This window comes from Arthrobacter sp. TJ-266 (assembly GCF_058269115.1).
In genome coordinates this window covers 92,604-104,940 of record NZ_JBZCNC010000002.1, presented here as the reverse complement: position 1 = coordinate 104,940, position 12,337 = coordinate 92,604, and the positions used below count along the sequence as shown (strand labels likewise).

Annotated in this window: 12 protein-coding genes; 3 read left to right on the top strand and 9 right to left on the bottom strand. The window is 71.1% G+C overall.

Annotated features, from left to right (window positions below):
* Positions 1 to 44: 44 nt before the first annotated feature.
* The 6 genes from AC4D12_RS05280 to AC4D12_RS05255 form a co-directional block, all read right to left on the bottom strand.
* Positions 45 to 344 (bottom strand): DUF3039 domain-containing protein, encoded by a 300-nt coding sequence (locus AC4D12_RS05280; RefSeq protein ID WP_490948876.1) that lies wholly within the window; start codon positions 342 to 344, stop codon positions 45 to 47.
* A 97-nt stretch (positions 345 to 441) separates the two neighbouring features.
* Positions 442 to 2,007 (bottom strand): transporter, encoded by a 1,566-nt coding sequence (locus AC4D12_RS05275; protein ID WP_490948875.1) that lies wholly within the window; start codon positions 2,005 to 2,007, stop codon positions 442 to 444.
* Entirely contained in the window at positions 1,989 to 2,798 is an 810-nt protein-coding gene (locus AC4D12_RS05270) for an ABC transporter ATP-binding protein (RefSeq protein WP_490948874.1), read from the bottom strand. Before AC4D12_RS05270 ends, AC4D12_RS05275 begins: the two co-directional genes overlap by 19 nt.
* Positions 2,799 to 2,886: 88 nt before the next feature.
* Complete coding sequence (locus AC4D12_RS05265; protein WP_490948873.1) at positions 2,887 to 4,023, bottom strand: NADH:flavin oxidoreductase/NADH oxidase; 1,137 nt, start codon at positions 4,021 to 4,023, stop codon at positions 2,887 to 2,889.
* A gap of 17 nt (positions 4,024 to 4,040) precedes the next feature.
* Positions 4,041 to 4,997, bottom strand: coding sequence for a co-chaperone YbbN (locus AC4D12_RS05260; RefSeq protein WP_490948872.1), 957 nt, complete (start codon positions 4,995 to 4,997; stop codon positions 4,041 to 4,043).
* 116 nt (positions 4,998 to 5,113) lie between these two features.
* Complete coding sequence (locus AC4D12_RS05255) at positions 5,114 to 6,853, bottom strand: DUF8094 domain-containing protein (protein WP_490948871.1); 1,740 nt, start codon at positions 6,851 to 6,853, stop codon at positions 5,114 to 5,116.
* 342 nt (positions 6,854 to 7,195) lie between these two features.
* Between AC4D12_RS05255 and AC4D12_RS05250 the strand changes: the two genes are divergently transcribed.
* On the top strand, positions 7,196 to 8,482 hold the full coding sequence (locus AC4D12_RS05250) for an AI-2E family transporter (protein WP_490949485.1): 1,287 nt from the start codon (positions 7,196 to 7,198) through the stop codon (positions 8,480 to 8,482).
* A 94-nt stretch (positions 8,483 to 8,576) separates the two neighbouring features.
* Here AC4D12_RS05250 and AC4D12_RS05245 read toward each other — a convergent pair whose 3' ends face one another.
* Together AC4D12_RS05245 and AC4D12_RS05240 are read right to left on the bottom strand one after the other, a co-directional pair.
* On the bottom strand, positions 8,577 to 9,383 hold the full coding sequence (locus AC4D12_RS05245) for an alpha/beta hydrolase (protein ID WP_490948870.1): 807 nt from the start codon (positions 9,381 to 9,383) through the stop codon (positions 8,577 to 8,579).
* A 67-nt stretch (positions 9,384 to 9,450) separates the two neighbouring features.
* Positions 9,451 to 9,783 (bottom strand): Rv1322 family protein, encoded by a 333-nt coding sequence (locus AC4D12_RS05240; protein WP_490948869.1) that lies wholly within the window; start codon positions 9,781 to 9,783, stop codon positions 9,451 to 9,453.
* A gap of 147 nt (positions 9,784 to 9,930) precedes the next feature.
* Between AC4D12_RS05240 and nucS the strand changes: the two genes are divergently transcribed.
* Together nucS and AC4D12_RS05230 are read left to right on the top strand one after the other, a co-directional pair.
* A complete protein-coding gene (gene nucS, locus AC4D12_RS05235) occupies positions 9,931 to 10,626 on the top strand; it encodes an endonuclease NucS (protein WP_490948868.1) in 696 nt (231 codons plus the stop codon).
* A 39-nt stretch (positions 10,627 to 10,665) separates the two neighbouring features.
* A complete protein-coding gene (locus AC4D12_RS05230) occupies positions 10,666 to 11,874 on the top strand; it encodes an N-acetylglucosamine-6-phosphate deacetylase (protein WP_490948867.1) in 1,209 nt (402 codons plus the stop codon).
* Between the two features lie 26 nt (positions 11,875 to 11,900).
* On the opposite strand, the gene AC4D12_RS05225 is transcribed toward AC4D12_RS05230, so the two are convergent.
* Positions 11,901 to 12,332: a DUF2550 domain-containing protein gene (locus AC4D12_RS05225; protein ID WP_490948866.1), complete on the bottom strand. Its 432-nt coding sequence runs from the start codon at positions 12,330 to 12,332 to the stop codon at positions 11,901 to 11,903.
* Positions 12,333 to 12,337 lie beyond the last annotated feature (5 nt).

Genomic DNA, 12,337 nt, shown 5'->3' with positions numbered 1-12,337 from the left:
GGTGGTCGTCTCGTGCGGTCAGGTACTCATACTGTCGAGCCCGGTCAGTCCTTGCCGTCCTTGCCGTCCTTGCCGGGTCGCAGGCCGTTGTAGATCTCCTTGCACTCCGGGCAGACCGGGAACTTCTCGGGGTCACGCCCGGGCGTCCACACCTTGCCGCAGAGAGCGATCACGGGTTCGCCCGTGAAGGCGGACTCCATAATCTTCTCCTTGCGCACGTAGTGCGCGAAGCGCTCGGCGTCGCCCGGCTCGACCTCCTGGCGCACCTCCTCGCGTTCGATCGTCGCGGTGGAGCCACCGCCGTCGAGGGGCTCTCGTTCGAAGGGATCAGCAGGCATCGTCATGGTGGCAGTCTATCGTCAGGTGCGGCTCCGGGTCCGGGGCCCGGAGGCCCACCGAGCCGCACCGCACGACGACTCCCGAGGATTCCCGCGGACGGTCTCAGCGGTTCGCCGACACCGCCAGCAGCAGCTCGGGCGCACGGCGCTCGTACCAGCGCCCGCCCACGCGGATGCCCACCACCAGGAGGACGGCCCCGAGCACCAGGCCCACCAGCAGGGACAGCCAGCCGAAGAGCGCGTCGCCGGTGACGAAGTACACGACGGTCAGGACGATCTCGGGCGACGCCAGCAGGAGCATGACGAACCAGCCGATGAACTGCACCGCGAACATCAGGAAGTTGGTGCCCGGAGGTGTCTTGAAGGCGCTCTCGCCGGGCAGCGGGACGTTGTACGTGTAGCGGGCGGAGACGACGCTCGAGAGCCCCGCACCCGTCAGGAGCAGACCGAGGGAGAGCCCGAGGAGGGCCGGCAGGTCCTCGAGCCGCCCCGCGATCAGGAGCGGGGCCACCGTGAACACCAGGGCCACGGGCACGCCGAAGACCAGGAGGGCCGCCGCGCGCCCCAGCCTGTCGTCCCGGCCGCTGACGCCCGTGGAGACGTGGAGACTGAAGGCGGTGTTGTCGTAGGAGATGTCGGCGGAGATGGACCATGCGAGCAGGAACGCGGTGATGGGCCCGAGGAACGCGAAGGCGCCGCCGCTCAGTCCGCCCGAGAAGTAGAGGAGCACCGCGATGAAGGGGATGACGATGAGCGAGGCCGAGTACCGGGGGTCCCGGAGCCAGTAGGTGAGCGCCCGCGCTCCCACGGCACCCGCCGGCGTCGCCGGGAAGCGCCCGAACCATCCGAGGTTGCCACCGGAGCGCTTCGTGACCGCGTTGTAGGGCGGGGTGACGAGGGCGTGGCTCAGGCTACGGCTCCACAGGGCCACGAACAGGACGAGCGTGACGACGCCGATGAGCACACGCACCAGGGCGAGTCCGATGTTTCCCGCGGCGACGTCCGCCGGTGCGGCCCACAGCGCGCCGAGCGGCGTCCAGGCGAGGACCTCGGCGAGTGAGGTGGCGAAGCCCGGTGAGTTCTGGAACCCGGCCGTGACGCCGCCGATGATCGGCCCGAGGAACAGCAGCGGGATGAACGCCACCACACCGTTGATGTCCTTGAAGCGCCGGGACCCGGTCATCGAGGAGACCGCCGTCGTCACCAGCCGGGACGCCACCACGCAGAGCACGACGGCGAGGACACCGCACACGAGCGCCGTGACGGCCGCACCCGGGTAGCGGATCCACGCCAGGACCTGCGCAAGGGCGGCGATCAGCGTGACGATGCCGGGGATCCCCACGATCCCCCCGAGGACGAGCCCCGTGAGCAGCTGCCGCAGCGGGATCGCGAAGGTCACGAAGCGCGCCGGGTCGAGCGTCATGTCGATCCCGGTGGCGGCGATCGGGATGACGATCCAGCCGAGAACGGTTGCGGAGCCCGCGATCACCAGGACGGTGCGGATCAGGTCGAGATCCGCCTGACCGAGGAACGCCAGGCCCACGACGACGGTCCCGAGCAGTCCGAGCCCGTACAGGCCGCCGAAGATCACTCCGACGAGCTGCGCCGTGCTCCTCTTGAAGGAGTTCCGGAGCAGGACGAGCTTCAGCCTCAGGAGGTCCGCAACCATGACAGGCCCTCCGAGGTGTTGCGCCCGCCGACGAGCTCGACGAAGCGGTCCTCGAGCGTCGCGTCGCCGCGGACCTCGTCGACGGACCCCGCCGCCAGCACCGTGCCCGCGGCGATCACGGCGACGTGGTCGCACATACGCTGGACGAGGTCCATGACGTGGCTCGAGACGATCACGGAGCCGCCGGACTCCACGTAGCCGGTCAGGATGTCGCGGATGTTCGCCGCCGAGACGGGATCGACCGACTCGAACGGCTCGTCGAGCACCAGCAGCTTGGGCGCGTGGATGAGGGCCGAGGCGAGGGCGATCTTCTTGGTCATGCCGGCGGAGTAGTCCACCACGAGCGTCCCGGCGTCGTTCGTCAGGTCCAGTGCCCGCAGCAGGTCGCCCGTGCGCTCCACCACGGTCTCGCGGTCCATCCCGCGGAGCAGGCCGGCGTAGGTGACCAGCTGCTCGCCCGTCAGCCTGTCGAAGAGCCGCACACCGTCCGGCAGGATCCCCATGAGTTTCTTGGCCTCGAGCGGCTGGGTCCAGACGTCGACGCCGTGCACGAGGGCGTGACCGTGGTCGGGCCGCAGGAGGCCGGTGGCCATCGAGAGGGTGGTGGTCTTCCCTGCCCCGTTCGGACCGACGAGGCCGTAGAACGATCCCGGTGGAACCTCGAGGTCCACCCCGTTGACGGCGATCTTCTCGCCGAATCGCTTCGCCAACCCCCGGATGCTGAGGGCTGCGGTCCCTGCTCTCGCCTGGGGATTGTTCTCGTCGGACGGTGGTGGCAGGAGGGAACTCATGGCTTCACGCTAGCAACGGGCCGATACGCCGATCGTCATCCGAAAGGAGGACAAAGAAGGAGGAAGGACGCTGGGGAACGTCCGCCGCTCAGTAGCGCCCGGCCCGCTGGTACTGGGGCGTCCGCTCCAGCTCGTGATCGATCTCCTGGGCCGCCCGCATCCACCACTGCGGGTCGCGGAGCGCCGCCCGTGCGATGAGGACGGCGTCCGCCCGGCCCTCGCGGATCACGGCGTCCGCCTGCGCGGCCTCACTGATCATCCCCACGGCACCCGTGGGCACTCCCGAGCCGCGGACCTCCTCGGCGAGCGCCACCTGGTAGCCGGGCCCCACCGGGATGTCGGCATCGGGCACGGCTCCCCCGGAGGACACGTCGACGAAGTCCACGCCCTCCTCCGCGGCGGCCGAGGCCAGACGGGTCGACGTCGCGGCGTCGAGCCCGCCCTCGGTCCAGTCGGTGGCCGAGATGCGCAGGAGCAGGGGCATCCCCGCGGGCAGCACGCGGCGCACGGAGCGGATCACCTCGAGGGTGAGGCGGAAACGCCCCTCCTCGGAGCCTCCCCAGGTGTCCTGGCGCGTGTTGACGAGCGGCGAGAGGAACTGGTGCAGGAGGTACCCGTGGGCGGCGTGGATCTCGACGGCGTCGAACCCCGCCTCGACGGCGAGCGCAGCGGCCGCCGCGAAGTCCCGCACCACGGCCGCGATGTCCTCCTCGGTCATGGCGCGTGGCGCGGCGTAGCGGCCGAACGGCTCATTCGTTGGGCCGAGCGTCGTCCAGCCGCCGTCCTCCACGGGCACGGATCCCTTCCTCCCGCTGAACGGCCAGTAGGTCGAGGCCTTGCGTCCGGCGTGCGCGAGCTGGACGGCGGTCCGGGTCCCCACGGTGCCGTGCTCATGGACGAAGTCGTTGATGCGACGCCACGCCTCCGCCTGCTCCCGGGAGTAGATCCCGGCGTCTCGCGGGCTGATCATGCCCTCCGGACTCACCGCGGCGGCCTCGGTGATGATCAGCGCGGCCCCGCCGACGGCGAACTGCCCGAGGTGCACCAGGTGCCAGTCCGTCGGGACGCCGGGGGCGACGTCGGGCTCGCACGAGTACTGGCACATCGCCGCCACCCAGCCCCGATGGGGAAGGACGAGCGACCGCAGCGTGATCGGGTCGAGGAGCCCGGGAGTGTCCGGAGCGTCGGGGCGGAGTCCCGTGGGGACGTCAGGGGTCGGTGTCATCGCGCAATCGGCTCCGGCTAGAAGAGCGCGCGGGCGAGAGCGCCGCGCGCCTTCGTCACGCGTGGATCGGACACTCCCACGACGTCGAACAGCTCGAGCAGCCGCTTGCGCGCCGTCTCCCTGTCCTCCCCCGCGCTCCTGCCGATGAACGAGACCACACGCGCGAAGGCGTCCTCGACGTGACCGCCGGTGACATCGAGATCGGCGACGGCGAGCTGGGCCTCGAGAGTCTCGGGCGCGTCCGCGGCGCGCTGCCGCACCTCCACCGCGTCGAGGTGCTGCACGCGCTGCATGAGCTCCACCTGGGCGAGGCCGGCCTTCGCATCGGCATCCGCCGGCTGCTCGGCGAGAGCCCGGCGGTAGGCATCCGCTGCCGCTGCGTAGTCACCCCGCTCGATGGCATCGAAGGCCGCTTGGTGCAGCGGCGGCAGAGGCGGCTCCTCCGGCGCGTCGGGTGCAGCCTGCGTGCCGTCGTTGAGCGTCCCGGTCACGCCGTTGGCCTCGGCCACCTTCATGAGCTCGTCGAGGTAGGCACGGATCTGCGGTTCGGGGAGCACTCCCTCGAACAGGGGTACGGGTTGACCCTTGACGACGGCGACGACCGTCGGCGCGCCCTGCGCCTGGAACGCCTGCGCGATCTGCGGCTGGGCCTGCAGGTCCACGTTCGCCAGGAGCATGCGGCCGTCGAAGGCGACGGCGATGGCCTCGAGCGCCTCGGTCACCTGGTTCGACTGCTCGCTCCACGGAGCCCGCATGTTGACGACCACCGGCACCTCGGAGGAGAGCTGCACCAGCTGGGGGAAGGTCTGCTCCGTCACCTCGACGATGTAGGGGCTCTGCTGCGGCGGCGACTGCCGGGCGGCCGGTGGTCGGGACGCCGCGTCCGCGCGCGCCTTGAGGGCGGACAGGTCGACCGCCCCCCGGAGATTCATGCTCGACGGCGGCATGCCGCCGCGCTGCGCTGGTGTGGACAATGCTCTGCCTCTCTCTGACGTGGTGCTGAACGGCTGGTGACTCGTGGCTGGTAGCTCGTGCCTCGCGCGGTACGTGCGGTCGTCCGCGGTGCGACCGGATCCGACGCGGGAACGCGTCAGCGCAGGGTCGCCCCGAGCAGTTGCTGTGCTGCGCCGATCACCCGGATCCTCTCGTCGCTCCCGGCGGGCGGCACGTACATCATGACCGCCTCCCCATAGGTGACGTCGATGCCCCGACCGGTGGTGTCCTCACCGGTCAGTGCCTCGTAGACCGTACCCCGCAGGTCGATCGTGTCACCCTCGGCCTTCGGCACGCTCGAGTAGGTGTGGGTGAGGTACCCGAAGACCATCGCGCCGCCGTCGCCCGTGAGCAGGGCATCGGTGCGCTCGGGCTGAGCGGTGTGGGCGAAGGTGATGTTCGCGGCGCCGTTGCCGGGATCGGCCACGACACCCGCCTGGAACTCGGTGATGGCCGCCGCGAAGGAGTTCTCCTCGAAAGTCGCCGCGTTACCGCCGGCGGGCGTGGTCAGGAAGTCGGCGATCGCCGCGACCGCCGCCTGCGGGGCGGTGGAGAGCGCGCCGGGTTCCTCGAGCGGGACGGGGCCCGTGGCACCCGGAGCGGGCGGCGACGGGAACGTACTGGCGGGCAGCATCTGCACCGCGGACGTGAGGCGGTAGTTCTCCCGTGGCGACTGCTGCACCAGCACGAGCGCCTGGGGCACGGGATTGTCCTCGCCCTGGGTCAGGGCGACGACGGTGCGCGGCCACTCGGTGTCCGTCGGCACCATCTTGAGCATGATCTGATCGGCGGCCACGGGAGCGGGCATCGTCGCCTGCTCGTCCTTCGCATGGACCGCGTAGGCACCCGTGCGGAGCTCCAGCGCGGCGTCGGCCACGCGGGCCGAGAGGGGCCCGACGTCGAACGCGGCATCACCCTCGGACACGGCGGACGCCACCGAGCCGAGGATGCGCTCCAACTGGTTGTCGAGGATCACCGGTGGGCCGCTGGCATCGCTGCCCGCGGACGGCGCGCCCGGGGCGGCCGCTGTGGAAGAGGTGCTCGCCCCTGAGGACGACGGCGACGGCGTGACCGGCGGGGTGGACGCCGTGGTGGCCTGCCCGGGCGTCACTCCGGCCAGCGTTCCCGCCGCGACCAGCCCGGCGACGGCGAGCGCGGACGCGGCCGTGGCCATGGACACCGCGCCGGAACTCGCCCGTCGGCGGGCGTGGGCACGCGTGCCCTCCACCGCATCGCGCCCGCGTGGTCCGCGGCGCCCGCGCGGGGCGATGAAGAGCAGGGCGATCCCGAGCACGACCACCAGGGCACCCCCGATGATCAGTGGGAGCGCGAGGGGGGTGCTCTGGTCGTTGGGCCGGGTGACGGACACGTCCGCCGGCGCGGTCGAGGCCCCGTCCGCTGCGAGCAGGATGGACCAGTCGCCCTCCACGGGCTCGCTCCAGCGATAGGTCAGGGTGCCGTCGCCCGGCTCCTCGCTGGTCCAGAGGTCGCTGCCGCGGGGGTCGGGCACGGTGTCCTCGCCCTCGGTGTACTCGGAGGCGAGCGTGGTGTCGGCGATACCGGTGACGCTGAGGTGCGCGGCGTCCCCCACCCACGCCTCGACGTCCGAGGTACGCCCGACCGCGAGGACGAACGGACCGTCGGCACGCACGGTGACCTCGACGGACCCTTCCCCGCCGCCACGGGCGCCGGGCTCTATGACGGTGACGGGCGCGGCCCCGACGTCCTGCGCGAGGCTCGCGGTCACGGTCTCGGCTGGCGCCCAGACCGTACGCTGCCCGATCCCGAGGAGCATCAGCAGGAGGCCCAGGACGATGATCGGTACTGCTGTCTTCACGCGCACTGGATACCTATCGTCTGCCGGTCGTTGTTCTTCCCTGCCCGCCGGACGCCGCCCGTACGGCAGCGACCGCCGTCGTGCTCCGGCCGTCCGGCCGCGTCGGAGCCCGACCCGGGAATGATCACCCAATGGTAACGAAGTTCGGCTCTGCCGCGGGCCCGTCAAGCAGAGCCCGCCCGTGGCCCGACTGTTAGGGTTTCGCTAGCTGATCGCCGCGCTGGCGGCGTTGCACACGTGAAAGTAGAGCCTTCGTTGACCGACCACCAGGACGTCCCTCTCGATCAGCCACTCCCGAGGCCGGATGCGGCGGGCACCGGCGGCGGGACCGCCGGGCCGGGGATGAACCCCAGCGCACCCGGCGCCCCCGTCGTCGTGGTGGGTCCGCAGGCCGCCGCCGACGCTGCAGGAACACCCGCCGGTCCTTCCGCCACGCGCTCGCTCGTCACGGGTCTCCGCAGGATCCTCCCCTCCGCGCGGCCCCGCCCGCGCTTCGAGTTCCCGCCCGAACGGGAGCCGGCACCGGTCTCCGTCGATCCGAGCGTCAGTCTCTCGGACGAGCGGCTCAAGTTCGGCGGCGCCTACCCCCGGAGCATGCGCGCGCATCCCATCCACTTCGGGTTCATGATGAGCGTCGGTGTGGGCCTCGCCCTCCTCGCGTTCTTCATCATCACGAACGTGGGCGAGCTCCTGGTGTGGATCGGCGGCGCGCTGTTCATCGCCCTGGGCCTGGACCCGATCGTGCGCTGGCTCGAGACGAAGCGGGTCCCGCGACCGGCCGGTATCGCCCTCTCCCTCCTCGTGCTCGTCGGGATCGTCGCGGGCTTCTTCGCCCTCCTCATCCCCACGATCGTGAACCAGACGTCGCAGATCGTGGCCCGCGCGCCCGGGTACGCCGACGACTTCCTGAGTTCCGAGTTCTTCACCACCCTCGACGCCCAGTTCCACCTCCGTGACCGCGTCTCCTCCGAGATCGACAAGTTCTTCGCGGACGGCGAGGCGGTCGGCGGGATCTTCGGCGGCGTGCTGGGCGTCGGCACGGTCATCCTGAACGGCCTCTTCGGCACGCTGGTGGTACTGGTCCTCGCCCTCTACTTCCTCGCCTCCCTCCCCGCCATGAAGAAGTGGGCCTACCGCCTGGCACCCCGGTCACGCAGGCCCCGGGTGGAGGTCCTCTCCGAGGAGATCACGCGGAGCGTCGGCATGTACGTGATCGGGCAGGCCTGCGTCGCGCTGCTCAACGGGTCCTTCGCCTTCATCGTGATGAGCATCGTCGGCGTCCCGTTCTCGGTCCTGCTGGCCTTCGTCGTCGCCCTCCTGGCCTTCATCCCGCTGGTCGGCGGCACCATCGCGGCCGTGATCGTGACCCTCATCAGCCTGACCGTCGGGTGGCAGACGGCGCTGTTCTTCGCCATCCCCTACGTCGCGTACCTCCAGTTCGAGGCCTACTTCATCTCGCCCCGCATCATGCAGCGCGCGGTGGCCGTGCCGGGCGCCGTCGCGGTGATCGCGGTGATCGCCGGCGGAAGCCTGCTCGGCGTCCTCGGCGCACTGATCGCCATCCCGACGGCCGCCGCCGTCATGCTGCTGCTCAAGGAAGTGTTCATCGCCCGGCAGGACGGCCAGTAGGGCCACGCTCCGTCGACGACTCCTCCTGCGCACAGCGCACCGAGAGCGCCGGCTCGCGGCGGAGCAGTTCTGTCGTTCGTCGCGAGCGTCCGGTTCAGCCGGCGGCCGGAGACGGGGCGACGGCGTGCGGACCCGACCACCGTGACGGCAGCGGGAGCACCAGATCAGGGCGGACGACGCCGACGATCTCGTCGAGGGCGCGGGCCGCGTACTTCTCCCCCACCCACAGGTGCTTGGCGCCGTCCACGCCCGTCACGTCGGCCTGCGGCACCCGGGAGAAACGCTCCACGGCATCACCCGGCACCAGGTAGTCGTCGAACTCGGGCACGAGGACCTTCAGGGGCAGTCCGCTCGCCCCCCACGTGTCGAGATCTGCATCCACCGCACGATGCAGCGGCGGAGAGAGCAGGATGGCACCCTCGATGAGTTCCGCCACCGGGTCCTGGGCGCCGTACTTGAGGCACAGCTCGGTGCCGAAGGACCAGCCGACCAGCCAGATGTGCTCGAGCCCCTGCGCCACCGCCCAGTCCACCGCGGCCTGGAGATCCAGGCGCTCCGACACGCCGCCGTCGAACGTCCCCTCGCTGCAGCCACGCGGCGAACAGGTGCCGCGCGTGTTGAAGCGCAGGACGGCGATGTCGGCGAGCGCCGGCAACCGGAAGGACGCCTTACGGTAGACGTGCGAGTCCATGAAGCCGCCGTGAGTCGGCAGCGGGTGGAGGGTCACGAGCGTCGCCTTCGGCGTCCCCGACTCCGGAGCGGCGAACTCCCCGACGAGCGTCAGCCCGTCCGCGGTGCGCAGCTCGATGTTCCGCCGATCGGCGGGCAGCACGGTGGAGGCCCGGATCTCGACGGGTTCCGGGGTGGTCGTGAAGGTGTAGTCGGGGGTGTCGGTGGGCATCGGTCCAGTCTAGGGACTCCGGCAGCCGCGAACCGAAGTCCTCGGGCCAGGGAGGGCGCGGGCCCGGTCAGTAGCGGAAGCTGCGGATCTGCCAGCAGCGGACGTGCCAGTGGCGCCGGTCGGCGAGGGCCGCCTCGGAGCCCAGGAGGGAGTCCTCGCGCCACACCACGAGATGGGCCAGGCCGGGAACGATCGACGAACTGCAGCCCGGACACGTGTAGGTCTTGGCAGCGTTCCGCTCCGTGATCCGGCGGACGGCCCACTCGCCGTCGGGCGCCGATTCACGCTGCGGAAGCCCGGCGCGGGCCCGCTCGAGGTCGAACTCGGGCGGAGCAGTCGCCTTGCCGCGCACTGCACGGGTCGAGCCGCGGGGGCGGTTCGGGCGATTGGATCGGGGCACCGTCCCAGTCTGCCCGATCCCGTGCCCGAACCCGTGCCCGAACCCGTGCCCGGTGCCGTGCCCGGTCCGATGTCCACTCCGGTCGGGCCACGCGCGGGGCACGTCGCCGGCCCCCGTCCGGCGCCTCCGGCCGGTAGGCTCGTCGTCGTGCGTCTCGTCATTGCCCGCTGCTCCGTCGACTACATCGGCCGTCTCCGAGCTCACCTCCCGCTCGCCACCCGCCTCCTCATGGTGAAGTCGGACGGCTCCGTCCTGGTGCATTCGGACGGCGGCTCCTACAAGCCGCTGAACTGGATGAGCCCGCCCGCCGCGCTGCGCGTGACCGAGCCGGACGACGCCGACCGCGCGGAAGGCATCATCGAGGTGTGGACCGTGCAGCATGCCAAGAGCGACGACCGCCTCGTCATCGGCATCCGTGAGCACCTGCACGATTCCTCGCACGATCTCGGGGTGGATCCGGGTCTCGTCAAGGACGGCGTCGAAGCCGACCTCCAGCGCCTCCTCGCCGAACAGATCGAACTCCTCGGAGCCGGCTACTCGCTCATCCGGCGCGAGTACATGACGGCGATCGGCCCGGTGGACATCCTCGCGCGGGACGCACAGGGACGCACGGTGGCGATCGAACTGAAGCGCCGCGGCGACATCGACGGCGTCGAGCAGCTCACCCGATACCTCGAACTGCTCAACCGCGATCCGCTCATGTCACCGGTGCGCGGCGTGTTCGCGGCGCAGCAGATCAAGCCCCAGGCCCGCGTGCTGGCGACCGACCGCGGCATCGACTGCCTGACCCTCGACTACGACGCCATGCGCGGCGTCGACGACAGCGCCTCGCGGCTTTTCTGAACCCTCCGGACGCCGGACGCCACCGCCTACACTCGACGCATGGACCTCGCGAGCAGCACGCCCACAGCAGTGTCCGGACGGCTCGTCACCGAGGGGGGCATCATCGAGGACGGCACGCTCCGCTGGGAGGGCTCGCGCATCACCTCCTCCGGCGCCGACTCCGGACCCGCCTCGGTGCAGCGCCTCCCCGACGGCCACCTGATCCTCCCCGGGCTGATCGACCTGCACTGCCACGGCGCGGGCGGTGGCGATTTCACCTCCGGTTCCGCGGACGAGATCGCCGCCGCCGCCGCCCATCTCCACCGCAGTGGGACGACGACCCTGCTCGCCAGCACCTGCGCGGCGCCGCTCGACGACCTGGAGGCGGCCTTCGGACGGCTCGCCGCGGCTGCCGAATCCGGTGTCATCGCCGGCATCCACGCCGAGGGTCCGTTCCTGTCCGGGGAACGGCGCGGCGCACATGACCCCGCCTTCCTGATCCTCCCCACGCAGGAAGCCGCCGCCCGCCTCATCGCCGCAGGCGGGGGCCACCTCGCCTCGATGACCTACGCGCCGGAGCTGCCCGGCAGTGACGTCCTCGTGTACGAACTCGTGACGCACGGGGTCATTCCCTCGATCGGCCACACGGACAGCTCCACCGAGCAGACCGTGGCCGCCCTGGACCTGATCAACGAGGAACTCGCCTCGACGGGGTTCGCGGGGTTCAGCGGCAGACCCACCGCCACCCACCTGTTCAACGCGATGCCCGCCATCCACCACCGCTCCCCCGGACCCGTACCCCTGCTGCTGCAGCGGGCCCGCGCCGGAGAGATCGCCGTCGAACTCATCGCGGACAACGTGCACCTGCACCCGGAGACGGTCCGCATGGCCTTCACCATCGCGGGGTCGGAGAACGTCTGCCTCGTGAGCGACTCGACGGCCGCCGCAGGGTGCGCGGCGGGCGTGTACCGGCTCGGCGCGGCCGAGATCACCGTCGTCGACGGGTCAGCGGTGCTCACGTCCTCGGGCGCCCTCGCAGGCGGGGCGGGAAGCCTGCTCGACGTCGTGAGGTGCACCGTGTCGGCGGGCGTCGCCGTCGCGGACGCGGTGCGATCGGCGACCGCCGTCCCCGCGTCCGTGCTGGGACTGGCGGACGAGTTGGGTGCGTTGCGCCTCGGCCTGCGGGCCGATGCCGTCGTGGTGTCGGAGGACTTCGAGGTCAGGGGCGTGCTGCGCGGCGGATCCTGGATCAGGCCGCTGGAGCTCTGAGGGGCCACACGGGGCCGATCGGCCGGTCAGCGCCAGGTACCGACACCGATCACGGGACCCGCCTCGATCCACGACGACAGCCCGGCGTAGACGTCGTACCTCATCGCGAGGTCGAAGGACTCCCCCTCGTGCGTGAGCTGGACGATGATGGCCCCAGGCTGGATCCGGACCTTCTCGGCCTCCGTCGCCACCCGCCAGCCGTCCACCTCGAGCGAGCTCCGCAGGAAACGGAACCGCGGTAACGGGCTCAGCGACAGCAGGCTGAGCCACTCGAGGTTCCGGTCCGTGTAACGACAAACCCCCACCCGCCACCCCGAGGACGGGAGGCGGATGGAGGCGTCGAACGTACCGAGAGCGCGGGAGAGCCGGAAGCGCCGGTGGAGGAAGGCGCCGATCATCAGGACGAGCAGGCCGAAGACGGCCGCCAGGACGATGAACGTCACACCGAGTGCCTCCATGGAAC

Excerpts from the sequence above, each read along its gene's own strand:
- AC4D12_RS05280 (WP_490948876.1), bottom strand. The coding sequence starts at position 344 with ATGACGATGCCTGCTGATCCCTTCGAACGAGAGCCCCTCGACGGCGGT.
- AC4D12_RS05275 (WP_490948875.1), bottom strand. The coding sequence starts at position 2,007 with ATGGTTGCGGACCTCCTGAGGCTGAAGCTCGTCCTGCTCCGGAACTCC.
- AC4D12_RS05270 (WP_490948874.1), bottom strand. The coding sequence starts at position 2,798 with ATGAGTTCCCTCCTGCCACCACCGTCCGACGAGAACAATCCCCAGGCG.
- AC4D12_RS05265 (WP_490948873.1), bottom strand. The coding sequence starts at position 4,023 with ATGACACCGACCCCTGACGTCCCCACGGGACTCCGCCCCGACGCTCCG.
- AC4D12_RS05250 (WP_490949485.1), top strand. The coding sequence starts at position 7,196 with ATGAACCCCAGCGCACCCGGCGCCCCCGTCGTCGTGGTGGGTCCGCAG.
- AC4D12_RS05245 (WP_490948870.1), bottom strand. The coding sequence starts at position 9,383 with ATGCCCACCGACACCCCCGACTACACCTTCACGACCACCCCGGAACCC.
- AC4D12_RS05230 (WP_490948867.1), top strand. The coding sequence starts at position 10,666 with ATGGACCTCGCGAGCAGCACGCCCACAGCAGTGTCCGGACGGCTCGTC.
- AC4D12_RS05225 (WP_490948866.1), bottom strand. The coding sequence starts at position 12,332 with ATGGAGGCACTCGGTGTGACGTTCATCGTCCTGGCGGCCGTCTTCGGC.